At 41.5% G+C, this 26,117-nt stretch carries 23 protein-coding genes; 3 read left to right on the plus strand and 20 right to left on the minus strand.

What is annotated here, in order from left to right; genetic code table 11:
• Positions 1-24: 24 nt before the first annotated feature.
• The 16 genes from H7F25_RS07770 to H7F25_RS07845 form a co-directional block, all read right to left on the minus strand.
• Positions 25-1,428 (minus strand): sensor histidine kinase, encoded by a 1,404-nt coding sequence (locus tag H7F25_RS07770; protein ID WP_185854450.1) that lies wholly within the window; start codon positions 1,426-1,428, stop codon positions 25-27.
• Positions 1,429-1,430: 2 nt separating this feature from the next.
• Positions 1,431-2,138, minus strand: a complete 708-nt coding sequence (locus H7F25_RS07775; RefSeq protein WP_024425182.1) for a response regulator transcription factor — start codon at positions 2,136-2,138, stop codon at positions 1,431-1,433.
• A 142-nt stretch (positions 2,139-2,280) separates the two neighbouring features.
• A complete protein-coding gene (locus H7F25_RS07780) occupies positions 2,281-3,546 on the minus strand; it encodes a glucuronoarabinoxylan endo-1,4-beta-xylanase XynC (RefSeq protein WP_073205813.1) in 1,266 nt (421 codons plus the stop codon).
• Between the two features lie 35 nt (positions 3,547-3,581).
• The gene (locus H7F25_RS07785) at positions 3,582-5,120 is read right to left on the minus strand and encodes a glycoside hydrolase family 43 protein (RefSeq protein ID WP_034622046.1); all 1,539 of its coding nucleotides are present in this window, start codon (positions 5,118-5,120) and stop codon (positions 3,582-3,584) included.
• 225 nt (positions 5,121-5,345) lie between these two features.
• Entirely contained in the window at positions 5,346-6,806 is a 1,461-nt protein-coding gene (locus H7F25_RS07790) for a CoA-acylating methylmalonate-semialdehyde dehydrogenase (RefSeq protein WP_073205816.1), read from the minus strand.
• 314 nt (positions 6,807-7,120) lie between these two features.
• On the minus strand, positions 7,121-8,452 hold the full coding sequence (locus H7F25_RS07795) for an alpha-glucosidase/alpha-galactosidase (RefSeq protein ID WP_185854451.1): 1,332 nt from the start codon (positions 8,450-8,452) through the stop codon (positions 7,121-7,123).
• Between the two features lie 31 nt (positions 8,453-8,483).
• Positions 8,484-9,314 (minus strand): carbohydrate ABC transporter permease, encoded by an 831-nt coding sequence (locus H7F25_RS07800; protein WP_024425187.1) that lies wholly within the window; start codon positions 9,312-9,314, stop codon positions 8,484-8,486.
• Positions 9,314-10,246 (minus strand): carbohydrate ABC transporter permease, encoded by a 933-nt coding sequence (locus tag H7F25_RS07805; protein WP_073208350.1) that lies wholly within the window; start codon positions 10,244-10,246, stop codon positions 9,314-9,316. The genes H7F25_RS07800 and H7F25_RS07805 overlap by 1 nt, the downstream gene beginning before the upstream one ends.
• A 30-nt stretch (positions 10,247-10,276) precedes the next feature.
• On the minus strand, positions 10,277-11,533 hold the full coding sequence (locus H7F25_RS07810; protein WP_185854452.1) for an ABC transporter substrate-binding protein: 1,257 nt from the start codon (positions 11,531-11,533) through the stop codon (positions 10,277-10,279).
• Between the two features lie 218 nt (positions 11,534-11,751).
• Positions 11,752-12,792 carry a LacI family DNA-binding transcriptional regulator gene (locus H7F25_RS07815; RefSeq protein WP_185854453.1) on the minus strand — a complete coding sequence of 347 codons (1,041 nt, stop codon included), beginning with the start codon at positions 12,790-12,792 and terminating at the stop codon, positions 11,752-11,754.
• A gap of 185 nt (positions 12,793-12,977) precedes the next feature.
• Entirely contained in the window at positions 12,978-13,670 is a 693-nt protein-coding gene (gene alsE, locus H7F25_RS07820; protein ID WP_024425190.1) for a D-allulose 6-phosphate 3-epimerase, read from the minus strand.
• A gap of 17 nt (positions 13,671-13,687) precedes the next feature.
• Positions 13,688-14,950, minus strand: a complete 1,263-nt coding sequence (locus H7F25_RS07825; RefSeq protein ID WP_185854454.1) for a PTS ascorbate transporter subunit IIC — start codon at positions 14,948-14,950, stop codon at positions 13,688-13,690.
• Between the two features lie 25 nt (positions 14,951-14,975).
• Positions 14,976-15,242 carry a PTS sugar transporter subunit IIB gene (locus H7F25_RS07830; RefSeq protein ID WP_024425192.1) on the minus strand — a complete coding sequence of 89 codons (267 nt, stop codon included), beginning with the start codon at positions 15,240-15,242 and terminating at the stop codon, positions 14,976-14,978.
• 15 nt (positions 15,243-15,257) lie between these two features.
• Complete coding sequence (locus tag H7F25_RS07835; RefSeq protein ID WP_232624279.1) at positions 15,258-17,294, minus strand: BglG family transcription antiterminator; 2,037 nt, start codon at positions 17,292-17,294, stop codon at positions 15,258-15,260.
• Between the two features lie 293 nt (positions 17,295-17,587).
• Complete coding sequence (locus tag H7F25_RS07840; RefSeq protein WP_024425194.1) at positions 17,588-18,028, minus strand: hypothetical protein; 441 nt, start codon at positions 18,026-18,028, stop codon at positions 17,588-17,590.
• A 277-nt stretch (positions 18,029-18,305) separates the two neighbouring features.
• Positions 18,306-19,268, minus strand: a complete 963-nt coding sequence (locus H7F25_RS07845; protein WP_024425195.1) for a helix-turn-helix transcriptional regulator — start codon at positions 19,266-19,268, stop codon at positions 18,306-18,308.
• A gap of 108 nt (positions 19,269-19,376) precedes the next feature.
• On the opposite strand from H7F25_RS07845, the gene H7F25_RS07850 reads away from it, so the two are divergent.
• Both H7F25_RS07850 and H7F25_RS07855 read left to right on the plus strand, forming a co-directional pair.
• Positions 19,377-19,856 (plus strand): GyrI-like domain-containing protein, encoded by a 480-nt coding sequence (locus H7F25_RS07850; protein WP_151039541.1) that lies wholly within the window; start codon positions 19,377-19,379, stop codon positions 19,854-19,856.
• 21 nt (positions 19,857-19,877) lie between these two features.
• Positions 19,878-20,342 (plus strand): hypothetical protein, encoded by a 465-nt coding sequence (locus H7F25_RS07855; RefSeq protein ID WP_024425197.1) that lies wholly within the window; start codon positions 19,878-19,880, stop codon positions 20,340-20,342.
• Between the two features lie 419 nt (positions 20,343-20,761).
• On the opposite strand, the gene H7F25_RS07860 is transcribed toward H7F25_RS07855, so the two are convergent.
• The 3 genes from H7F25_RS07860 to H7F25_RS07870 all read right to left on the minus strand — a co-directional run bounded on the left by H7F25_RS07860 (position 20,762) and on the right by H7F25_RS07870 (position 23,518).
• A complete protein-coding gene (locus H7F25_RS07860) occupies positions 20,762-21,043 on the minus strand; it encodes a hypothetical protein (RefSeq protein ID WP_185854455.1) in 282 nt (93 codons plus the stop codon).
• 5 nt (positions 21,044-21,048) lie between these two features.
• Positions 21,049-22,737, minus strand: a complete 1,689-nt coding sequence (locus H7F25_RS07865; RefSeq protein WP_185854456.1) for a ribonuclease YeeF family protein — start codon at positions 22,735-22,737, stop codon at positions 21,049-21,051.
• Between the two features lie 361 nt (positions 22,738-23,098).
• On the minus strand, positions 23,099-23,518 hold the full coding sequence (locus H7F25_RS07870) for a MarR family winged helix-turn-helix transcriptional regulator (protein ID WP_044335851.1): 420 nt from the start codon (positions 23,516-23,518) through the stop codon (positions 23,099-23,101).
• A gap of 170 nt (positions 23,519-23,688) precedes the next feature.
• Here H7F25_RS07870 and H7F25_RS07875 point away from each other — a divergent pair, with 170 nt between their 5' ends.
• Complete coding sequence (locus H7F25_RS07875) at positions 23,689-25,209, plus strand: MDR family MFS transporter (RefSeq protein ID WP_133744067.1); 1,521 nt, start codon at positions 23,689-23,691, stop codon at positions 25,207-25,209.
• Positions 25,210-25,247: 38 nt separating this feature from the next.
• Here the strand turns inward: H7F25_RS07875 and H7F25_RS07880 are convergent, their stop codons facing one another.
• Positions 25,248-26,117 (minus strand): class II fructose-bisphosphate aldolase, encoded by an 870-nt coding sequence (locus H7F25_RS07880; RefSeq protein WP_044335845.1) that lies wholly within the window; start codon positions 26,115-26,117, stop codon positions 25,248-25,250.

Below are 26,117 nucleotides of genomic sequence, written 5' to 3' on the forward strand. Positions count from 1 at the left end.
GAACCGTTTTTTTTTTGTCTATTTTTATGCTGGTAGTTGGATATCAATTGTTGTTCCTTTTCCTACACTGCTGCGGATCGTGATGTCCCCGCCGTGCTTGACGATAATATCCTTTGCAATGGCCATCCCAAGACCAGAGCCAGCATGTGAAACTCCTGTATTCGTCCCCCTGTAATAGCGGTCAAACACTTTTTCCAGCTCTGCCTCTTCTATTCCTCTGCCGTTGTCTTTAATCGTGATATGGGTTTTTTCTTTTTGTTCAAGCTGTACAATGATCGTCACATCAGGATCATTGTGAACGAGGGCATTTAAAATCAGATTGGTAACCGCTCTTCGAATGAGGATTTTATCAATATTCAGCATGAGCTTGTCTTCATTCGTTTGAAGCTCAATCGTCTGATCCGCATATCTTGAATCGTTCAAAATATCAATTAACGTTTCCCGCAGCAGTGACACGATGTTGACCAGCTCTTTATTGAGCATGACGCCGTTATTTTTCAGCCTTGTCGTTAAATTCAGATCCTCCATGACATCTTTGATATACAATGATTTATTCTCAATGATGCCCGCGTAATGTCTGATGTCTTGTTTTGAAAGAGGATACTTTGGGTCTTTCATGATTTCTGCATAGCCTTGAATAGAAGCGAGCGGCGTTTTAATATCATGAGAAATATGGCTGATCCATTCTTCACGCATTTGCTCTAGTTTGTCTTTTTCTTTTTTGCTTGAAGCGAGCTGCTCTGATAAGTGATTGACATTATAGAAGACATCTTTATAAATTCCTTTAGCAGGCAGATTTGTCGTGTAATCTCCGTTTGCCAGCCGCTGGATGCTATGAATGGCACGGCCGAGCGGTTTTGTGAGCTGCCGGCTGAATAAGTAACCAATGAGTAATGCTATGATGGCATCAATTGATAATAAAATCATCGTCCCGATATTGAATCTAGTGACTAAATCCTTCGTGTCAAACGAGAATAGGTATTTTCCAATGGAAGGATCTTTAAATCCGATAAAGTAACTGTATTCTTTGCCCTTTACTTTTTTTCCGCCAGCATAAATGGTCGATAATAATTGCTTATCTTTATATTTATGTAAGTTCACGATGTCTATCGGTGTATATTTGTGCTTTAATCCTTTAGGTGCCTGCGCATGATACACGTCCTGTCCATTTTCGTCTAAAATTTGAATCCATGCATTCTGTTGTTTTAAGGCTTTCTGCCCTTTTTTGTTTACGGTTATCCCTTGATCAGAGAAAGAGACGTATTGTTCAAATGATCTTGTAAAGGTTTCGGGCGTATTTTCCTCGTTATGCTGGCTGTTTGCCTGAAGTACGAGCCAAATCATAAATACGAATAAGTTGATAAAGACCGTGATTATGGTCACGATAATGACAGAGACCATATATCTGCCTGTTAATCGCCATTTCATCCTTACGCATCCTTTACAACAAATTTATAGCCAAGCCCTTTGACTGTGACGAGAAACTCTGGTGTTGACGGGGAATTTTCTATTTTTTCCCGAAGTCTTCGGATATGAACCATCACCGTATTGTCAGAACCGAAGAAGTCTTCCCCCCAAACAGTTTGATAAAGCGTTTCTTTACTGATGATGCGGTTCGGATGCTGCAAGAAGTAGGTCATCAGCAGAAGCTCTTTCGGCGTGAGCTCAATGACCGCGCCGTTTTTCGTCAGTTCTGCTTGCTGCTCGTTTAATTCAAACGGCCCTTTTTTGATCACGGGATCGGCTTGAGATGACTGCAAGTATGAGAGCCGTCTCAGCTGCGCTTTCACCCGGTAGGCGACTTCCTTTGGGCTGAACGGTTTTGTAATGTAGTCATCCCCGCCGATGGCAAGTCCTACAATTTTGTCTGTTTCCTCTCCCTTTGCTGATAAAAAGATAATCGGAACATGGGAGGTCTCTCTGATTTGTCTGCAAATATCATAGCCTTCACCGTCTGGCAGCATAATATCAAGTATGACAAGATCGGGCTGTTCTTGATGAAATTTCGTGAGCCCCTCACGGGCAGTTGAAGCTGTTATGACACGATCAATGCCTTCTCTTGTTAATACTGTGTTGATTAATTCCAAAATTTCTTTTTCGTCATCGATCATTAATACTTTGCTTTGATGCTTTGGCATACATTGATCACTCTCCTGAAGTCATTGCCATTATTATACCCAATGTAAGAACATAGTGAAAAAATCAACTTCTTATTTGCATAAAAAAAGCCAATTTTCTTTTGAAATGAGAAAATTGGCTTTTGGTGATTCAATTGATTTTTTAGCGTTTGACTACAAATGTTGTCACACTTTGAGCCGGGAGATGAGCCCAAAATTGATTACCTGATATATTTAAGTCTGTACCCGGCTGAAGGTTGCTGTTGCTGCTCGTAATCCATCTTGATGCTTGCGAAGCAGTTCCATTTTGCATCACAAAGTGCTGATTGACTCCTGTATTGTTTTTGTTAATCGCGACAATGACGACCTGATTGTTTCCTTTGTAGGCAGATACGAAAACATTTGGTTCAGGACTTTTCGTTGCATCAATTCTGACGTATCCTGGGCGTACAAACTTGGAGAAATGCGCCATGTTGTAACCGCGTTTACTGATCAGGCCATCTTCCTTCATAGGGCCGTAGGATCTGCGGATGTACCACCAAACATATGCCTGAAAGTCCCCTTCTACCATCGAATGGTGAATATGCTCTGAAACCCCTAATGCCTCAGGCCAGCGGTCCGCTGAATTGTTATCGCTATTCGGGTAGTAGACCTCTGTCATCCAAAGCTCCTTTCCCCCTCCTTTTTGTTTGAACAGAGGATACGGAAGCTGGCTGATTTGGGTTCCGTACAAATGGGCTCCGAGAATGTCCATATTTCTTAGCGCCTGCGGATCATTTAAGATAGGATCTGATATATTTTTAAGGTATTGAAAGGATTCTGGTGCAATCACGCGGGCATTAATGGAGCCGGCATTTTCTCTCATGAAACGCAGGATTTCCTGAGGAGTCCACCATGTCCATTCATGTGCATAATCGGGCTCGTTTTGTACTGATATCGCATAGAGATTGACGCCATTATTTTTCATATACGTCACAAAATCGTTCAGATGCTGAGCATATGCAGCGTATTGATTGTATCTCAGACGCTTTGCAGTTGTACCATTACGGTTGAAAGTCTCGACCATATGGCTTGGAGGATTCCAAGGTGAAGCGATCACTAAAGCTCCATGCTCTATTGCTCTTTTGGCTGTGGCGACCTCTCTGTGCCAATTATTTCTGTTCTCATCTACAAAAATTCTTAGAATGGAAAACCCTAATTGATTCTGCCCATTGCCAAAAGCGGTTTCCCTTTGAGGTGCGGTCAAATCACCAATCCAAGCCGGGTGGTTCATTCCGCCAAAGCCACGAATCACTTGTCTTTCTGCATTGATATTAATATTGGCATCGGCTGCTGAAACTTCAGTGACGCCAGGTCCGATGAACATGACAGACAGCATGGTGAAGCAGATCAATAAAGTACAGATTGGTTTTTTGATCATTGACATCAAATTTTTCCACTCTCCTATCATTTTGTCATCCTTTGTTATTGAGTAAACCGCCAGGAATCAAACTGAAATAGGTTTGAACCTGTTCCAGTAAAGACAAAAAATACGTTGTGCACGCCAGCTGCTCCGTTTACTGTCGTTTCTACTTCTCGCCAATTGTTTGTTCCGCCTGTGGAAGGGACATTTAGTGTCCCAACGAGTCTGCCGTCAGGGCTTCCGAGGCGTACTTCTATTTTTCCGCCTGCATTTGATGCTACATTGGCTTTAAATGTTCTTGCGCCGTTTGATCCGAAATCGACGTTACTGGCAGCCACCCAATCTCCGTTTTGAATGTTTGTGACATGCTGGTTATTGACCGGTCCGCCTGGAGCTGAAGATGCCTCTGTCAAAATGCGTCCATTCCATGCGAATGTTTCAGCTTCTACCCGCTGATAAGGATTCAGGTTGGAAAGCTGTTTGACCCCTTCAAAATTGGCTGCTACCTCTCGAAGGGAGCCGTCAGCATTATGCACGAGCTTATTTATATGTGGAGATCTGTAGCCTTTTCCTGCCCCGTATAAAGCAGAGCTGACTGTTTGGGTATGATACACGACATACCACTCGTTTTTAAAATTGAACACAGCATGATGGTTGTTACCGCCTCCACCGAAAAATGCACCCGGATTTTTCAGGAAATGCCCTCTATACGTAAAGGGACCCATCGGACTTGAGCTCGTCATATAACCGATCTCACCAGGTGGTTTATCTGCTGGGTGGGAGCCGCCAAAGTTGATGCAATAGGAATAGTAATAGGTTCCGTTATACTTATGCATCCCTGAGTCTTCAAACATAAAAGGAGCATCAATGGTCGAAGCGCTGCCCACAACACTTGTCATATCAGGCCCTAGTTTTAAGACTCTTGCTGTTTTCGGATTGGCCCATTGTCCCTGCGTTGGATTAGAACCGCCTGGTACGCCTCCACCGGCATATAAATAACCAGTGCCGTCATCATCTACAAAAACGGCTGGATCAAACAGCCATACAACCCCGGACATTCCTGGTGTATTTGGTGTGACGAGCGCTTTTCCGATAGGATCTGTCCATGGACCGATTGGGGAGTCTGCTGTCAGAACCCCAATCCCTCCGCCGCTGTTCGCGAAATAAAGGAAAAATTTATCTTTCCCATTGATTTTTTTCACCGCCGCTGATGGAGCCCAGGAAGCACCTGCCCATTTAGCGATCCCTTTGCCGCCATTTGCTCCATTAGCCCCGGCTACTGGAATCGCGCCATGATCTGTCCAGTTCACCATATCTGCTGAAGAGATGACGAAGACCCTATTCAAATTGGCAAAAGAATTATCCTTAATCGTTCCGTTGCTGTGATATTCATAGTCATCACTCGACATATAAATGTACACTCTTCCGTTATAGGTGAGCGCAAACGGATCAGCGCCCAAGTGGTGGTCTATGAGCGGGTTTGCATTTCCTACACGTTTTGCAATTGTTGTGCTTGCCGCACTCGCATCATATACCGGTAAAAAGCTCAGTACCAAAGCAAAAATCAATAAACCAACGCCGCACTTCATCCTCGTCCTCATCGTTTCATTTCCTCCTGTTTTCATCTTCCTTATATTGGGGTTTAGGCCCAATTTCAAAATATGTTGATAGATACTGATGAAGAATGAATAGAAAGAATGATTTCTACTGCAAATCCTTGCTGGAATCACAATGAAAACCCTTACTTTTTGACTAGGAGACAACAAAAAATGCAGTCTCCCATGCTGGGACTGCATTTTTTCTCCTTATGATTCATTGCATATAGCTTACATATAACGAGCGGTGACCATTTTCTTTCTTGTGTAAAACTCCACTCCGTCTGTTCCATTGGCATGCAAGTCTCCGTAGAAAGAATCCTTCCAGCCGGAAAAAGGGAAGAATGCCATTGGTGCGGGTACACCGATGTTTACACCGAGCATTCCCGCTTCGATGTTTTCGCGAAATTCTCTTATGCTTGATGCGCTGTCCGTATACAGGCAGGCACCATTCGCAAATTTTGATTGATTGGACAGGTCGATTGCTTCTGCTAATGAAGAAACACGGACAATTGATAAGACTGGGGCGAAAATCTCGTCCTGCCAAATTTTCATTTGATTTGTGACATGATCAAAGATTGTCGGTCCGACGAAATACCCTTCTCCATTTGTTTCGTGGTCTTGCCGGCCATCACGAATAAGGCTTGCTCCTTCTTCAATCCCTGACTGGATGTATTGAAGCGTTCGTTCTTTATGTTCCTTTCGAATGACTGGACCAAGAAAGACGTCTTCATTGATCCCGTTTCCAATGACGAGCTCGTTTGATTCATCCACTAATTTTTGAATCAACTCATCAGCCACTTCTTCTTCCACTGCGACAACGGCTGCGGCCATGCAGCGCTCTCCCGCTGATCCAAAGGCAGCCCCAATGATTTGTTTCGTTGCTGCGTCTAAATCCGCATCTTTGAGGACAATGGAGTGATTCTTTGCGCCTGCAAGTGCTTGGACACGTTTGCCATGCTCCGTTCCTTTTTTATAGACATATTCAGCGACTGGCTGAGAGCCGACAAATGATATGGCTTTGACCTTTTGATGTTCAAGCAGGCCGTTGACGACATCATGAGCTCCATTGACAATGTTGAGAACACCTTTTGGAAGACCCGCTTCTTCAAACAGTTCTGCTAACCGTGCTGCAAGAATAGGTGTTCGTTCTGAAGGTTTTAAAACAAACGTATTTCCGCAGGCAATTGCAAGCGGGAACATCCAGCATGGAACCATCATTGGAAAGTTAAATGGCGTAATGCCGCCGATGACGCCAATTGGATAGCGGTACATGCCTGATTCAAGTCCAGTCGCAATATCTGGCAGCTGTTTTCCCATCATTAACGTCGGTGCGCCCGCAGCAAATTCCACACATTCAATCCCGCGCTGTACTTCTCCTTTTGCCTCTGTTACACTTTTTCCGTTTTCGATCGTTACGAGTTCAGCCAGCTCATCCCAGTTCTCAACGAGTAACTGCTGGTATTTAAATAAAATGCGTGCACGGCGGGGAACAGCAGTTTTAGACCAAGTGGTAAACGCTTTCTGTGCTGCTTGTACCGCACGTTCAACATCCGTTTTTGTTGAAAGCGGCACTTCCGCGATGATTTTGCCAGTAGCTGGGTTATACACTGCCTCTGTTTGACTTGTTTCTGCCTCAATCCATTGTCCGCCAATATAATTTTTCAACATTTGTACATCTGTTTTGGTCATGTTCCCTCTCTCCTCTTTGTTAAAGAATGTCATGCTTAAAGGGTGTGTATGTATCGTCATTGTCTCATCTAACGGGCATTCATCTGTATACACTCTTTGTCAAATCAAACGGCAGTTTTGGTTTACGTTGTGATAATCTGGTTTGTTTGTGACATATGACACTAGAACGCCAAAAATCAATGATGTATTTTTGATTAACTGTTGGTTAACTTTAGAGAAATCATAATATGAAAATGACCCTCAGTCAATCCTCTTTTTGCTTCATAAGAAAAACCTGATGCGCGGTGCATCAGGTAGAGGCTGGTTCATTGATATTATTTGGTTGATGCGGCATATTGATTTGGTTCTATATAATTTGGCAGCATCTCTCCATGTGTTTCAATGAGTTCATCACATAATTTAATGGTGTCATCAATTGATAGTTCAGCGCTTGTGTGTGGATCCAGTAGAGCTGCTTGATAAATGTGTTCTTTTTTACCGCTGATCGCTGCTTCAATCGTCATCAGCTGTGAGCTGATATTCGTTCGGTTGAGTCCTGCCAATTGTTCAGGTATTTCTCCGACATAGCATGGCATGATGCCGCTTCGATCTGCCACACACGGTACTTCTACACAGGCTTTTTCAGGCAGGTTGTCAATGAGCCCGCCAGTGTTCAGAACATTTCCGCCAAATTTAAAGGGAACGTTCGTTTCAATCGCTTCAATGATCCGGGAACCATATTCTTTTGAGCGGGTATGTGTGATCTGTGTGTTTCCCACAAGGTCATGCTTCATTGTATTCCAATTGTTGATTTGTTCCTCGCAGCGTCTCGGGTATTCATCGAGAGGAATGTTAAACTGACCGATTAGTTCAGGGTACCGTGATTTGATGAAATATGGATGGTATTCGGCATTGTGCTCTGAGGATTCTGTGACATAGTAGCCGAATTTATCCATCAGTTCAAAACGAACCATATCATGATGCCTCGATTGCTGCTTTTCTTTTGCTCGTCTTTTGATTTCTGGATACAAGTCTTTTCCGTCCCGTTTTACTTCTAATAACCATGCCATATGGTTAATGCCGGCGATTTTTTCTTCAATGCCTTCATGATCCATTTCAAGAGATTCAAATAGGTCCTTTGTACAGACTTGCACACTATGACAGAGACCAATCGTTTGAACCTGAGTATAGCGCAGCATCGCACCTGTCAGTGTGGCCATTGGGTTCGTGTAATTTAACAATAAAGCATTTGGGCAAACCTCTTCCATATCCTTTGCAAAGTCTAGCATGACAGGAATCGTCCGAAGGGAACGGAAGATGCCGCCGATCCCTACCGTATCCGCGATCGTTTGTCTTAATCCGTATTTTTTTGGTATTTCAAAATCAATGACAGTACTTGGCCGATAGCCTCCGACTTGGATGGCATTGATGACATATTTTGCATCCTTTAAGGCTTCTTTGCGGTTGTGATAGGACTGGATGGTCACGTTTGCACCGTAATTTGCTTTTAAATGCGACAGCATTGTTTCTGATTCTTTCAGCCGGTTGTGGTCGATATCATATAATGCGAATTCAAACCCTGCAAGGGCGGGAACAAACAGACAATCTCCTAATATATTTTTAGCAAACACGGTACTCCCTGCACCGATAAATGTAATTTTAGACATAGACGACTCTCCTTTTCACATCCATATTGGGCTAGCCTTTGACAGAGCCTTGTGAAAGCCCTGCGATAAAATATTTTTGCAAAAGTAAAAACATCGTGACCATTGGCAGCATCGCAATGAGTGCAGCTGCCCCAACGAGCTGAAGCTGATGCTGATTTTGACCAAAAAAATGGGATAAGGCGACTGTGAGTGTATGCATCTCTTTATCTTGCAAAAAGAAGATAGCAAATTGATAGTCGTTCCAAATATACACGCAGGCAATGATTAATACAGAAGCGGTGATGGGCTTCAAAAGCGGAAAAACGACTGTGAAAAAAACTCTGAGTGTCCCTGCTCCATCAATACGGGCAGCTTCTTCAAGCTCCTTTGGAATTGTCGATCGGATAAAGCCTGCGTATAAGAAAATTGTCAGCGGCAAAAAAGCAGCCACATTATTTAAAATAGCGATTTGGTAGGTGTTCATCATCCCGATTTGAACGACCATTTTATAGAGCGGGACAAGGGCTGTAAGCGGTGGAATGACCATAATGGCAATAAATAAAACATAGACTGCTTTATTCAGCTTTGTGTTCCTTCTTGCAAGCGGATAGGCTGCAAGAGATCCAAAGATAATGAGCAATACAGCGGAACTGAACGTAATGATTACTGTATTCAAAAAGGACTGGCCAAGCTGAGCCTCTGTCCATGCTGTGCGGAAGTTTTCAAGATGCAGTGCTTTCGGAAACAGCCATTTTGAACTGAAATCTCCTATCCCCTTTAATGATGTTGTCACCAAAATATAAAATGGAATGAGGTGCAGCAATGTGATCAATAGTGCGAGGACAGAGTACCATCTTTTCTTGCGTTTATAGGCGTTATCCATCACACCTCGGTCTCCTTTCGTTTGAAATAAATCAGCGCTGCGACACTAATGACAAGGATGATGACCGCCATGAACACCCCTTGCGTCGCTGCATAGCCTGCATCCTGACGTTTGAAATACAGATCATACATAAAGGTCGACATGGATTGCGAGGAATCTCCAGGTCCGCCGCCCGTGAGTGCTACAATGACATCAAAGAGCTTGAGCCCGCCAATGACATTCAGCACAACATTAATGGTGATCGACGGCATAAGCAGCGGCAATGTAATCCGCCTGAATTGCTGGAAGCTCGATGCGCCGTCTAATTGAGCCGCTTCATAATAATCCTTAGGAATACTTTGAAGTCCTGCTAAATAAATGATCATCGCAATCCCCACAAATTGATATGTGTTGACAAGCACAATGATCCATGTGTTTAATTCCGGATTGCCGAGCGCATTTATTTGATCGAATCCAAAAAGCGTCACCACATCATTTAAGGCACCGCCTTGGTAAGCAAACACAAAATACCAAATATAGCCCATCGCAATCGGGCTGATCATGACAGGTAAATAGATGACCGTTCTTGTGATGGCTTTCATCTTTAAACTTTGATTTAATAAAAGAGCATATCCAAGTCCGATGATATTTTGCAAGATGGTGCTCCCAATTCCATAGAGAAGCGTGTTTTTGACAACAAGCCATGTCGCTTGATCCTGAAGCAGTCTTTGATATTGCTCAAGACCAATCCATTGATAAGTTTGTGAGAAACCGTTCCAATTCGTAAAAGAAAGCTGAATGCCGTTCAAAAAAGGATAAATGATAAAGGTACTGACGACGAGAACAGCTGGCATGTACATCCACCAAAGTGAGGAATTCTGGCGTTTTTGCATCTTTTCTTTTGGTAAAGAGGTGAATGCGGCTGGCTGCTTTGCTTTTGTGATGTCATTCATTGGCTTCACTCCTGTTTCAGCATCCATCGGCTATTGTTTTTTCAAACGCTTATATTCCTCTTCCATTTTCTTTGATAACTGTTCTGGTGTGATCGAGCCTGCTAATAATTCTTGACCGGTTGTTGCCATGACCGCCCACATTCCGCTTGGTAAGTATTTTCGATCGAAATACGGTTCAATCTTTACCTGTTCGTATTGATCGTAAAATGTAGAGTAATAGTTTTTCGCTTTCACTTTTTTTAGAGCTGTTTCAGAGGATGTGCCCTCTGCGATTTTTTTTGCGTTTTCAGGTTTTGCTAAAAAATCGATGAATTGTTTTGCTTCTTTTAGATGCTTAGAGTCTTTCCAAGCAGCAACAGTAAAACGTTCTCCGCCAATCCAGCTTTGTTCATCTCCTTTATGAATGGCTGGAACAGGCATCGTGCCTACTTTGATCGATGAATTCAGCTCTGTTGCTTCAGGTCCTAAGGATCCTCCGACAAAGGTGAAGGCGATTTTGTTTTGTGCCATGAGTTCAGGCGCTTGAGAGAGTTTCGCTGTCAGGACATCCTTGTTTAAAAGGTCTTGATCCTTCAGATCTTTCATGAACCTGGCAAGCGGTGTATAGTTAGACCAATCAAATGATCCGTTTTCAAGTTCTCTTCCGTGTTGATGCTTTTGATCGGTGATTAATAAAGGCGTCGCCAGCTCATCAAAGACTTGGGCAATATTTGAGTTATCTCCTCCTGGTATCCAGAGCGGCACAACATCTCCTTTGCTCTTTTCTTTCACTGTCAGCAAAGCAGATTTTAATTCATCAAGTGTTCTAGGCACTTCTATGCCATATTCCTTTAATAGATTGGCATTAAAGCTAAGCCCGTCTTTTGCTTGATTCAGCGGATAAGCGTACACTTTCCCATCTTGGTCTTTTAAAATCTGGTCGAGTGAAGGATCAAGCTGTTTGACCCAATCCATCTCTTTTAAATCAGCCACATACTCGCTATAGCGCAGTTTGGCCCAGCCATGTGTATCAAACAGGTCTGGCATATCGTTTGCTCCCATTTTGATGCGGATCATATCTTCATAGCTGTTGCCTGGGAAATTAGCATCGATTCGAATCTGTTGATGCTCCTTCTCAAACTCGCGAATGACTTCTTCAAACGCTTTTCTTTCCCCGCTGTTACTCATCGTTGAAAATAGCGTCAAGGTGACCTTTCCATTTGCTTCAGATGAGCTGTTATTACCGCAAGCAGACAAAATCATGGTCAAGAACATGGCTGCAGTCAGCAGCATGATTTTTTTATTCATGGTTTCCTCCTTTTAATCACTGAAAATTCAGACGATAATCGGTAGAATTCATGCAGTTGCGGAAACAAAGGAAGTCCATTATACTGGAATTCTATTCTTTTCTAAGAGATAAGAGAGCATACCGGCAGGCTGCCTTGTTCTTAGCATGATCTGGCCATCATGCTAAGTAGCTTGCTTTCTGCTTTTTTGTCTCTTTTTTGTGTGCTGAAATCTATGGTTCACCCCCTTTCATGGATGAGACATGTACTGCCTCGCTCGATGAGTGTTGTTGGCACGACGACTTTTAGAGGAAGTTTTCTTCCGTTTATTCTCTCAAGCAAAAGTTTCAAACCGACTTCCCCCATTTCTTCTGTATATACTTTGACGGTCGTAAGCGGCGGACTTGAAAATGACGCGGCTTCAATGTCATTAAACCCAACAATGGATACATCTGAAGGTACGTGTAGACCGGCTTCATGCAGAGCGCGCATTGCGCCGATTGCCATAGAGTCACTTCCAATGAAAAAGGCTTGCGGCAGTTTTCCCTTTTTGATCGCTTGCTGCATAAGCGTATAGCCTTCTTGCATGGAGTATTCACCAATGTGGATGTCTTCCATATGAAGAGCTCCCGCCTCCTGCATTCTTTTTATAAACGTCGTTTGTCTTTCGTCCTCAATCACAGCATTACCTTCGAAATAATGCTCCCGCTCTTTCCCGCCAATATAGCCTAGATGTGTATAGCCGAGAGATTGCAGATGGCGAATGGCGCGATCTGCCGCTCTGACAAAATCCACATGTACACAATCATACAAATCTTCATCCGCATAATGATTGATAAAAACAATGTGTTCCATTCGATTTGTCATTTTTCCAACCGTATCCGGGCTGATTCGTCCAATGACGATCAAGCCGTCAATATCCTTTAGCATCGCCCCTTTATCCATGCTTCTTAGGCGAAAGGTATGGAGAGTGGACAAGCCTTGTTTGGCATATTCTTTTTCAATTCCTTTTCGAATCGATGAAAAAAAGGGATCATTTAATTCTTCGTCAATGGATTGAGCGACAACGACACCGATGACTGGGGATTCAGATGGGCTTTTTTCTTCTGCTTGATCGGCTTTTCTTGCTCTCACTGGGGTATAGTTTAACTTCTTAGCAATGTCGAGGATGTTTTGTCTCGTTGCGTGTGAAACGGCAAGCGTTTGATCGCCATTTAACACACGGGATACAGTGGAAACAGACACTTTTGCATCATGAGCAATATCTTTGAGTGTGGTCATAGGCAAACTCCTCATCGTTATTTGACTAAATATTTACTAAAGATATTTGAAGGATAACACATAAATAAAGCGCTTTCAATTATGAATTTTTGATTTTTATTTTGTTTTTGGGTAAGTTTTGGTGAATGAATTGTGTTTTAGTAAAATTTGCGTAAAAAAGAGGATGGTTTTCATCCTCTCTTTTACTAACGTGATTCGATTGAGGCTGTTTCTTTTGCAAATATTTGCTTCATTCTTTCCCAAGCAGTGTCGAGTTCTTTATGAAGTCCAAATAAACCTGAGGTGCCGATGATGTAAATTTCATTTCCAGCCTCAGCAAGCAGCCGGAACGTGCTCTCATTACAAGAGCCGTCTACTTCAATTGAAAACGAGTATCCTCCGTGCTTTTTGATATCTCTCACCTGTTTAATTTTTTGAAGCATTTCTTTAATAAAAGGCTGTCCGGCAAAGCCTGGATCGATTGTCATGATCGTCACTCTGTCTATTAAATGAATAAAGGAATCTAATGCTGCAACTGGTGTGGCGGGATTTAGAACAAAGCCAACATCACATTTTCTTTGGTGAATATGCCGGATGATTCGAAAGGCATCTTTTTGCACGACTTCTGGGTGTAAACAAATCATCGTTGCGCCTGCATCAATACATGCATCGATTAAAAATTCCTGCGGATGTTCGGCCATTAGATGAACATCAATCGGTAAATTTGTCAGTTTCCGAAGCTGTTCAATGAAAAAGGGTGATAACGTCATATTCTTCACATAATGCCCATCCATCACATCGACATGGTACCGGTCTGCTCTTGTGTTGAGAAGATGGATTTGTTCACGGAAGTGCGTTAGATCCATGCACATCAATGAAGGTGAAAAAACGGCTGTCATTCTCAGGCTCCTCCTTTTTACAGCTGAAATAAAAACTTGATCAATCCAATCAAGATTCCGATGATACCAAAGTCTGTATCTCCAAACGTCGTCCCTTCAAAGCCAAGGGCTCCTAACACAGGTAATAAACAGGCAGGTAAAAAGGAAAGAAGCAATCCATTTACAAAGGCCCCAGCGACAGCACCTCTAACCCCTCCTGTTGCATTGCCATACACGCCTGCTGTAGCACCGCAAAAAAAGTGCGGGACAAGTCCAGGGACAATGACAGTTAAACCAAACAAAGGTAAAAGAAAAATGGATACGATGCCTCCTGCAAAGCTGCATAAAAAACCGATAATGACCGCATTTGGCGCAAATGGAAAAACGGTTGGCGCATCAAGTGCCGGCTTTGCCCCCTTCACGAATCGATCGGCAATCCCTTTAAACGCAGGTACGATCTCGCCAATGGCCATCCGTACCCCTGCTAAAATAATGTACACACCAGCAGCAAACGTAATCGCTTGAATGAGAATGAAGACAGCGAAGTTCGTGCCACCGCTAATTTGTTCTATATAAGGAATTCCTGCAAACGGTGCAATTGCAAAGAACAGTAAAGCCATCGTGATCGAAATGGCAACAGATGTATCTCTTAGAAAACCGAGTGATTTAGGCACTTGAATGGTTTCCGTTGATTTTTCTGGAGATCCAACCCATTTGCCGATCATTCCCGCAGTAAAATAACCGAAAGTACTGAAGTGTCCGAGCGCGAGATCATTGCTTCCGGTGACTTTCCTCGTAAACGGTTGAAGGATTGCGGGTGCAATGACCATAGCTGCCCCTAATATCATGGAGCCAGTGGAGATGAGCAGCCACCCGTGCATGCCGGCTGTCGAAAGAACGACGGCGAGCATCGCCGCCATATACAACGTATGATGACCAGTCAAAAAGATATATTTAAAAGGTGTAAATCTTGCAAGTAACAAATTGACCAGCATACCAAAAATCATGATAAGTGCTGTCTGTGTACCGAATTCCTTTTGAGCAATGGCGGCCATAGCATCTGTATTTGGGACAACCCCTTGAATGTGAAAGGCTGCTTCAAACATCTTTCGAAAAACCCCAAGTGAATCAGAGACGACTGTAGCGCCCGCCCCTAATATTAAGAAACCCATGGTTGTTTTCAAGGTGCCTGACACAGTGTCTGCAGCTGATTTTTTCTGCAAAAGTAAACCGGCTAGTGCAAACAAACCGATGAGAATGGCAGGTGTGCCCAATATATCGTTCATGATCAGTTCTATCATGATGTGAATCCCCCTTTTTCATGACTTAAATGTGTTGACGAAGGACGTCTTTAATGGCTTCCTGGTCTAACAAATTGTTTAAGCCAGCCACATTCCTTGTGCCGTCATTCAGCTGGTCAATAATATCAGCTGCTCCGATATAAAGGTCTGCTTGTTCATTTTTACTTGTACTGAGATCGGTATGATCCACTTCAGCTTTAAGACCTAATTCTTCTAATGCTTTTTTGACATTCATTTCTACAATAAAGCTGCTTCCTAACCCGTTTCCACATACAACAAGAATTTTTTTCATTTTCTTACTCCCCCTTTATACTTGTGAAAATTGATCAATTAGTTTTTGAACTGATGCTAAATCTTCTGCTTCCATCAATTGTTTCGTGCGTTTCTCTTCACTTAACAGCATGGTTAGCTGTTTGAGTGCTTTCAAGTGGCTCATGCTGTCAATAGCGGCTAACACAATGACGAGCCGCACCTGCTTTTTTCCATCCTTTGAAAACGAAATGGGCTGTTTGAATGACATGAGCGTCATGCTCAATTTGTTCACGCCATCCTCGGGCCTTGCATGTGGAATGGCCACTTGTGGTGCAATGACAATATAAGGACCATTTTGATGAACAGACTGTATCATGGCTTCTACATAACTTGGTTTAATAGCATTTTGATCAAGTAAAGGCTGCGCCGCTTTTGTAATCGCCTCTTGCCATGTGTCTGCTGTTTGGTGGAGCTTGATGGTTTGTTCTGTTAATAAATCATTTAACACTGGGTTCCACCCTTTCTGATAAGATACATATGTGGGATGTAGCAGCTCCCGAATGTCATGAAGCAGTGCTTGTTTATTTTGTACAATGGTATGCTGCTGAATGATGTTGAATAAAGCGTTTACATGCTTCTCGTCAATCTTCGTTTCTGAGCCTTTTCCGTATTGAAGTAATGTTTTTTTCTCATAGGCAGTTAAAATAGGATGAACGAGATGAACTGGTTTTCCTTTAAACGAAATAGGTGTTGTGGACACAACGAATTCTGCATCAACTGCTGCTAATTCTTCATATGCACGCTTTGATAACAGTCCGCGTACTTCAATGTAGCCGATTAATTCGAGAAGCTGAGTTTTCAGCATGTTACTTGTGCCGATTCCTTCTCCGCAGACAATGTATACAGAACGCCTGACAATGGATGAAATTCCTTCTCTTCTCATCCAGCTGCCAAAATGCATGGCGAGATATGCAATTTCATGGTCACTCAACTTTGAACAGGCCGCCTTTTCTAAATGACATGCAACTTTTTGAGTGATTTCAAACACTTCTGGCTGTGCTTTTTTTATAGAATCCGTCAGTTCGTTGATCATACCAATGTGATAGATGAGCCTGTAATAGGCTGGAATTAAATGCATTGTTAAGTTTTGCTCCAATGCTTTAGGTTCTTGAAAGGAAATACAAGCATATCGCTGAAAGTCAAAGATCATTTGTCTGGCGATGGTGCGAATGAGATGTTCTTCTGGTTTTTTAATTGATGGAAGTTTTTGTTTTTTGGCACTGAGCCATAAGGTGCTAAGAAAATAGATCTCATCATCATGAACAATGAGACTGGCCTCTTTTTGAATCTGCGCCATGAAACGAATAGCAGCCAAGCATTCCTCTGTTTCCTGCAATGTTCGTTTTTCTTCGTTTGAAATGTGTACGGCATGCCCCAGCTTCATCCGCTTGAAGTAAAAAAAGAGATCCAAAGAGAGCTGATCCAGCATCTCATCTGCAAATTCAAGCTTAAGTTCTTGTTCTGACTGCTGGAGGAGATGGTGTACCCGTTTGGATGAAATAGGTCCCTTTAACCAAAACGACGGAAACGTTTTTTCGTTTTTTATCATGGTGCGAATGAAATGTATATAAGGTTTGAGTGCCAATCGAATGGCCCTTTCGTCACCTGAAATGACATAACCGCTTGCTGCCTGATAGCGGAGTGTGATCTCCTGCTTTGAAAGCGCTTCTTTTAGCTGTTTCATATCCTCGAGTAATGTATTTCGGCTCACCTTTGTCATCTTCATAAAATCATCTATTCTTAGGCAATGCTCGCTGCATGCAATGGTTAAAAGCAAGATAGCCCTTCGTTCCTTTACACATGGTTCATAATCGTGACCAACAAGAATGGTATCAGCTTTTTGAATAATGATTTCTTTTTCATGAGGATTTAAATAATAGCCAAGTTGGCCTTTTCGCTGCACACCACTAAGCTGATGAGTTTCTAGCCAGCTGTTCATTCGCTTGATTTCAGCGTAAACGGTTCGAGTCGAAACGTTCATTCGATTCTGCAAATCTTCTATTGATAGATAAGATGTCGTATGAAGCAGCATAGATAGTAACGTCGTGCCCCTTTTGGTTAAGTACAGTTGGAATTCCTCCTTTCTTTCCCTTTGTTATAAGTCTAATCAACTCACATGCATCAAAGAAGCCCAAATGTCTTCAGCACGTGCTGTGCAGCGATTGTGTTCTCCTTTCATAAGAAAAACACACCATTTGAGTGTGCTTTCAGGCTTGTATACAATTTGAGAACCAATAAACGCAAAAAACCTAGAATGGTATAGAGCCAGTCAAGGTTTTTTCATTTCTTATCATCTTTTATTTTTCTTATATGTGACGCTCAAAATTATTTTTTGTTTAAACTAAATCCGAAATCCAAATCGTTTTCAAATGAAATACAAATACACCAATCGCCTTCTAAGGATATAAAGTAGTGGTGCTGTGGGATATCTAAAAAATAGACTAGTAACTCTTTTAAATGTTTTAATTCAAACTGGTACCCAAACTCTGTAAGGTTATCCCCTATGTAAATTACTTGTAAGTTATTATCTAAATATTTTTCTTTTAATTCGGTTATAAATAGAAGAGCATCAGGAAGTAACGATTCATGATTTGAGCTCTTACTATAATGTTTATTGGTTTGTAACCAATCTATTTTTGAACCAGCAAAATCAAATTTTTGTTCTATTAAGTCTAAATAAATTTTTGGATTTTTATGTACTTTGACATATTTAAGAAGGTCTTTTAATTCCAAATCTTTTATTAGATCTTCATCATAAGAATTCAATAAAATTACCCCCTTTTATGTTTTTTAATGTCTTTCTTGTCAAAATCCATAGGAATCGCTGTTTTGTCATTTTGTTGCAATCATTACAGTGTACAATGCCATTGAAGCTTGCTGATCCGTCTCTGACAAAGCATATTTATCTTTCTTCAACAGCTGAGATCTAAAGAAGATGGAAATAAGATTGGTGGTTCATTGAGATTTTGTTCGAAACTTGGAGCAAGAATTTTTTGATACGACTCACGTTCATGTATCTAGTAAGAGGTCTAACCAGCATTGATTATGGACAATATAAGAGTAGTCTCTCTTGTAAACTTTCCAAGATTTCTACAGGCATTTCCCGGACCTTGATATCATCGCCTAGGAAAAATAGCCAATTTGTCATTTCCGTTATTTCTTCTGAATGATTAACATCGATAAAAGTCTTTAAAATGGCTGTAGTTTGGTAAGGATTCGTATAAGAAATTGACATTTTGAAAGGATGGTATTTTTTGAACTGTGCAATTGCCTTTGGACCAAGTTCAAGGACAAGGTTGATTACTTCCTCCTGCTTACTTAGTTTTTCTAAAATCTTTTTCCTGCTTAATCGATTATTTGTAGAGCATGGTTCAACATCTGTGAGGTTGTCGACAGGCAAAATCCGTTTCTTCTCTTCCTTTAAATCAAAGCCTTCAATCAGCCAAAGGCTTTTTTCACGATAAAGGTTCAAGAGGTAAATAGGATAGGACTTTATCACTTTCTCCTCTCTCATGGTAATCAGTAAATATCGATCCAAAATAAGCAGTTGGATTAATTTTTCTAACATGGGATGAGGGAGATCTGTCAAATCAAGCAGATCAGGATTATTCGGATTAGTCCCTTCAAATAGCAAAAGGCGATTTAACAGAACAAGGTCATCTTGCTGGGTTTCTGAGATGAGTCCTAGTAATTTTTCAGCTAAAGACTGGCGACTCTTTAAATAAGGGAGTTGTTGGTTTCTTGTGGCCATAAAGGCAATAAAAAGAGCTTTAATCTCATTATCGGTAAAACGAACAGTTGGCAGGACTGAATTGTTCATCACAAAATACCCCCCGTCCCTTCCGACTTCAGCGACAAGCGGCATCCCCATAGCTTCAATTTCTCTGATGTCTCTAATTGCTGTCGAACGAGAGATATGAAATTCTCTCATGATTTCAGAAATTGTAAAGTTGGCGCGGTTGTTAATATACCGCATGATGGTATTAATCCGTTCAACTTTTTTCATCTGATCCCCCTAAACAGTATCATTTTTTGACATGATTTAAGCCTATTATATATTTATCAAGTGAAAAGAAAAAACATTTGATCAATTTTTCAAAAGGAAGTGTTGAATATGGCAGATTATATACTAGAACAAAAAGACAGCTTTCACGTGTTAGGTATTGGAACTGAACTTAAGAGTCATTACACAGACTATGCGGGCATCACGAAGGAAAAAGCAGACTTTTGGCAAGCAGTCACACAAGAAGGTAAGCTTGACACCTTAAAAGCCATTGCCTCAAATGACTATATTTTTATCGTAAACGAAGCGGTAAATAACAAGCTGATGCATTATGTCGGGGTCATGACAGAGGAATCGTTACCAGAAGCGGACAGAGTGATTCAATTTCCTAAAGGGGAATATCTAATCGTTAAAGGGGAAGCTAAAACCGCTGATGAATTGCATCAAACGCTTACTGGTATTGCATTTGGTCAAGTCTTGCCTGAAGCAAAGAATTTCGCTTATGTTGGTGGACCAAATGCAGTGGTAGAGATGGGGCAGCGAAACGACTTATTACTTGGTGAGATGTGGATTCCTGTTGTACGAAAATAAGAAGGATATGGAGGGATAGAAATGGCCTATATCGTTGATTTTAAAAATGTGTCTACGATTGGTTTAGAGTCTTCACCTGTAGCAGAAGCACTTGCTGGCTTACGAGCTAATGAGGCTCGTTACTTTATGAACAAATATAAGCATGAATTTACAGTATTACCTGCCAGCGAAAGTCAGGATACCCTTGATTATGTGAACCGAGTGTTAAAAGAAGAACGTGAACTAGAGTTTGCAGCCAAACCTTTAGAAACGGCAAGTTTTCAAGTGGAAAATATCAAATGGACTTACGTCTTTTATGAGGATGGTCTTGCAATTAACGTCCTGTATACAGTGGATGACCCGAAAAAACGTGCTGTTGGTTTTAAGCTTTCTGAAGGTATGGAAGTACCAAAGGAATTAGAAGGGAAATTTAAATTTGCTAGACAGAAGTCTAAACTTGCTGGAACGATTCGTGGGTCATTTTTTAAAATTAAAGGGGAATATTGAACCCGAATTTGTGAATCTGATGAAACAAATAAATAAAAATTATTTCCCTCTTCTAAACAGAGCAGCATTCTCTATGCATTATTAGAGGATGTTTTTCTGTTTATTGTACCAATTTCATTTTCTTATGAAAAAGTTCGCCGTCAAAGCGGCTTGGCTATTTCACTGTTTAACATCTATACTTTTTTCAGATCTATATTCAAAGAAAATGATGTGAAGTATCCCTCATTCAACAAAAAACACTCACCATAAAAGCTGTGAGTGCCTAGTTTTGCTTGTCTCTATCATACGATGACCCACACAGAAAAAAAGGTTCCCATCTCCCTTTTGGTCGGTTTTTTCTCAGTTTGAAGTCCAATAACACAAAAACCTTAAAAGGCATTAGCCCATTAAGGTTTTTTATATTCTATAAATTCTGTAAATCATCTCCACCGCCAGCTAATTTCCCTATCAGGATAAACTGCCGGTATATATATGCCCCTTCTTTTATTTTCTTCATCAATAATGTACCAATTGTTATCATCTAACCATTCTTCGTTAAAATTTGTTTCTACAAAATCATTTTCTTCATCAACAAGTGCTGCGAAAAAATCATTAAATTTGTCTATATTATTTGAAGGGGTAATCTCACCATTAACCCACATACCATCAACATTAATAGCGCGTATATCTCCTAAAAACTCGTTTAGAAAGTATAATTTCACAATTCTCACTCCTTAGGTGAAACCTTAATATATTGGCTTGGAACTTCCCCTTTAATCAAATACTCATTATCCCTTTTAGTCCAATTAATCGCTCTTTTCTTCCAAAAATCAGAACAAGTAACATCTCTTTCAATCAACTTTTGAATTTGTTTTGGAGAAAGTATAACAACACCTTTTAGCTTTCCAGACTGTATATCTTTCCTTAAAGCTGATATGTTTAGTTCAATTGCATTTTCTCCATAATTTCCAATAACATTTTTGTTATTTGTAAAACTAGTATAAGGGCTATTAGATTTAGCTCCTTTTCTATAACCTCCAAGTATATGCTCTGTAACAGTCACTTCTCGTCCTTTATATAAACCTTCTTTACTAGCTGGTACTAAATCACCTGAACTTGATATATGAGGTTTACCAATTCCATTTGGTCTAGTTGGAGAGTGTAGTAAACTATCCCCTCTATATAAATTACTTTTGTTGGTTAAAGAAGCATCATCTATACCCCTAATCCCCATCTTCCCATGAAACCTCTTCGACCCGATCGGCAAAAGCATCCCCAGAGTCGCGTTCATACTCGCTTCCTGCTGTTCTTTCGAGATCTTGTTTCCAAACATGTCTCGGCCTGTAATCGCTTCGCTGAAGCCGTTGGTCGCGGTGAGCCCGTATAAACCTTTTTGAGATGTTTTTAAGGCGTCAAAGGATTTTTGTGATGTCTTGTAGATATCGACTGCCCTAACTGCGGCTGATGTGGCTTGGGTGGTTTTATAGACAGCTTTTCCGCCTTTGAAAATGCGGCCTGCCCAGCCGACGATAGGGATGTAGCCGGCTGCAGCCATTCCTCCTGCAGCGACTCGCTGGCCTGCGGTGAGTTCCTCCCCTGTGATTGGATCGACGCCTGTTGCGGCACGTTTTGCATCGTTCACGCCAGTCAGTTCATTCACGATGTTTCCACCATAATCGAGGGCTTTTTCATACCAAGGGCGGTTGGCGAGGGCTTCTTGTTCCTTTGCGATCTTGCGGGCTTCTTCTTGTTCTTTTTTGATTTTCAGATATTCAGCAGTTTGCTTTTCAATATCGCTTTTTGCCTTGTAGATTTCGCTATTTTGATACGCTTTCTTGTCAAAATTCATAGGCGAAATCGCTTTTCCGTCATTTGTCGCATTGATCATTTCAGCGTACAATGCCATTGTAGCTTGCTGCTCCGTCTCTGACAAAGCATATTCATCTTTTAAATTTTGATCAAGCTCTCTTAGTTCTTTGACCGTCTTTTTTCGTTCATCTTCCGCATCTTCTATATTTTCATCAAAGGTTTGGCTATCAAATACCTCTAGGGAAATGAGGTCATCAATGTCTTGAAAAATCGTTTTGAGTGCCTTTTTTTGATCCTTCACAATGCTTTTGGCATTCTTGATGCCCATATGTACTGCGTTGTCTAAAAAGTGTTCTTCTACAAAGGTATCGCCGCCAAAGCTCGTATCATCCAGTGTCCCAGAAACACCTTCATGAAAGGCTTTTTGTTTATCAATGAAGCTGATAAACATGTCTACATTTCCAGCAAGCTCTTTATAGAAACTTTTAATATTATCTGCACCTTTCCCAGTGAAATCATCACCGAGATTGGCCACACCTTGTAATGCCTTTTTTAAATCTACCATTTGTTCGCGGAGTTCCTGATAGTGTTTTGCCCTTGTGTCCATGGCACTTGTTAGTGCTTTTGCATCAAGTATCTTGCCCAGAAGAATTCACTCCTTCCTATTCATTGACAAGGTCAATTTTACCAATAAAAATTTTGTCATTAAATAGGAATATTGATACAAAAAACAGCACTTATTATGTAAATGAACAAGGTTTCAATAGAATACTTTAGCTCCACTTTTGTCATAACAATTATAATGTAGTTTTTAGAACAATCTTTTAAATAGAACATTTTTTTGAGCTACTCCATTATAAAAAATGTTATAGAGCACTTCCATGGTAAGGAAGATGTCACTAGTCGAGGCAATCCCTACATGAATTAGGAATGCACTTAGAAAAAGCACACCCGCATCAGTGTACTTTTTACGATTTAGACTTCAGCAATTGCAGCTCTTGCTCCATGATATCTGCTGCTTCAGTTATAAATTGAATAATTAAATCTAATTCTTCTGGTTTGTATTCATTTGTGAGTTCCTTCGTTGATGTTGATAAGGATCGAAAGAGTTCTTTTACCTGTGATTTCCCCGCTGTTAGAGGAACAATGATGACTCTTCGTTTGTCTTTTGGGTCCTTTTCTCTTTTGGCGTAGCCCGCTTTTTCAAGCCGATCAATGAGAGCTGTAACCGCACCGGAGCTAAGACCTGTTTTTTCACTTAATTCTCCTGCTGTGAGAGGACCGAGTTCGTTTAATAAATCGGCGGATTTGAGATCTGTTGGAAAAAGGCCGAGCGATTGAGCGGCCGCTTGGTGGAACAAAACGGTTCGTGTGGCGAGGCGCCTCATTGTATGTATGATCTGGGCTGCTCTGTCTTCAGCCTCGTTCTTTATTGACAACTTGTTCTCCTCCCTTTAAAATCAATTTATCTTGATCATCAAGATAAATGTTCTCTTACTTTATGGTTAAGTTGATCATAGCAAAAATAATGAGAGAACGTAAGCAGGAGGTAAATGAAATGAATCATGTGGATAAAGGCAAGGCATCCACTCGCTTTGTTGTCATCGGTTTGCTGTTAGGGATTTTTATGGCAGCGATGGACAATACCATTGTTGCAACAGCAATGGGAAGCATCGTAGCAGATTTAGGCAGTTTTGATAAATTTGCTTGGGTGACGGCTTCTTATATGGTGGCAGTGATGGCGGGAATGCCTATTTACGGAAAGCTTTCTGATATGTATGGTCGAAAGCGTTTTTTTCTGTTTGGACTTATTTTCTTTTTAATTGGATCAGCGCTGTGCGGTATCGCACAAACGATGGATCAGCTCATTATTTACCGAGCCATTCAAGGGCTTGGGGGCGGTGCACTTCTTCCGATCGCATTTACGATTATCTTTGACATCTTCCCGCCTGAAAAGCGCGGAAAAATGTCTGGTATGTTTGGAGCAGTCTTTGGTTTATCAAGTGTACTCGGACCGCTTTTAGGTGCTATTATTACGGATTCGATCGGCTGGCATTGGGTTTTCTATATTAATGTGCCGATTGGTATTGTCAGTGTCTTCTTGATCGCCAGATACTATCAGGAATCGCTTGAACATCGTAAGCAGAAAATCGACTGGTCAGGTGCTATTACACTTGTCGTTGCGGTTGTCAGCTTAATGTTCGCGCTTGAGCTTGGCGGTAAATCTTATGCTTGGGATTCGGTGCAAATTCTCACACTTTTTGCTGTGTTTCTTGTGTTCGGTACGATCTTCTTTATTGTTGAGCGTAAGGCTGAGGAGCCGATTATCTCATTTTGGATGTTTAAAAATCGATTATTTGCAACATCTCAAATTTTGGCGTTTTTATATGGCGGGACATTTATTATTCTTGCTGTCTTTATTCCTATTTTCGTGCAGGCGGTGTACGGTGAATCTGCGACAAGTGCAGGGTTCATTTTAACACCGATGATGATTGGATCAGTCATTGGCAGTATGATTGGCGGAACGATGCAGACGAAAGTGCCTTTCAGACGTCTTATGACCATTTCTGTCATTTCATTTTTCGCTGGGATGCTGCTGCTTGCCAATATGTCACCAGATACAGCAAGACTGTGGCTCACACTCTTTATGATGATATCAGGCTTTGGCGTCGGGTTCAGCTTCTCCCTTCTGCCTTCAGCTTCAATGAATGATCTTGAGCCACGCTACCGAGGCAGTGCAAACTCGACCAATTCATTTATGAGATCACTTGGAATGACTCTGGGTGTCACGATTTTCGGAACGATTCAAACCAATGTGCTGACAAATCGTTTAGCAGATGCCTTTAGCGGAATGAAAGGAGCCCCTTCTCAAGTAGGCGATCCACAGGCTATTTTCCAAGAAGGTGCCCGCTCACAAATTCCGCCTGATATTTTAAATAAAGTCATCGATGCGATGTCACAAAGTATTACGTACGTATTTTTGCTTGCATTATTCCCGATTGCACTTGCGGCGATTACGGTCATATTTATGGGAAATGCACGAGTACGCACATCTAATGAAATGAAAGAAAACGAATAATGTGAAAAAGCAGAGCGATAGCGGCTCTGCTTTTTTTCTTATTGATATAACGGATGGGCTTTGCCTTCACTGCCAACGATTCGTATTTTCGATTGGACCATGTCTTTCGCTGCTTGTTTTGCTTTTTGTAAATACATACGCGGATCTAAGCTTTCAGGTTCGTTTGAGAAATGATCACGTATTGCTTCGGAATACGCATTTTTCAGTTCAGTTGAGACATTCACCTTTGCCATACCAAGTGCAACGCATCGCTTGACATCCTCATCTGGTACAGCGGAACCACCGTGCAGGACAAGTGGTACATCGACCAGCGCTGCAATTTGTTCAATGCGGTCAAAGTCAATATCCGGCACCCCTTTATAAATGCCATGGGCAGTACCAATCGCAGGCGCTAAAGTAGGCACTCCAGTTTCTTCTACAAATTGACGGCATTCTGATGGAACGGCTTTTTCAGCATCCTTTTCGTCAACGACGATATCATCTTCTACACCGCCTACCTTGCCTAGCTCTGCTTCGACATTTACACCTACTTTTAAGGCAAGATCCACGACTTCTTTTGTGCGGCGTACATTTTCTTCATATGAGTGCATAGATGCATCGATCATAACGGATGTATATCCAGCCCTGATACAGGTGAGAATCACATCAAAGTCTGTGCAGTGATCCAGGTGAAGACCGATTGGGATTTGATATTGATCAGCCGCCGCCTTCACTGTATCTGCAATCGCTTTTGCTCCAAGAGATTGAACCGTTCCAACCGTTGTTTGCAAAATCACAGGTGACTTTAATTCTGCGGCAGTTTCGAGCACCCAATAGATACTGTCAAAGGAGTGCACATTGAATGCCACAATTCCGTATTTTTCGTTTTTCGCAGCCTCAAGCATTGGTGTTGTTGAAAGTAAAGGCAT

The organism is Bacillus sp. PAMC28571 (assembly GCF_014250435.1).
Classification (GTDB): Bacteria; Bacillota; Bacilli; order Bacillales; family Bacillaceae; genus Bacillus; species Bacillus safensis.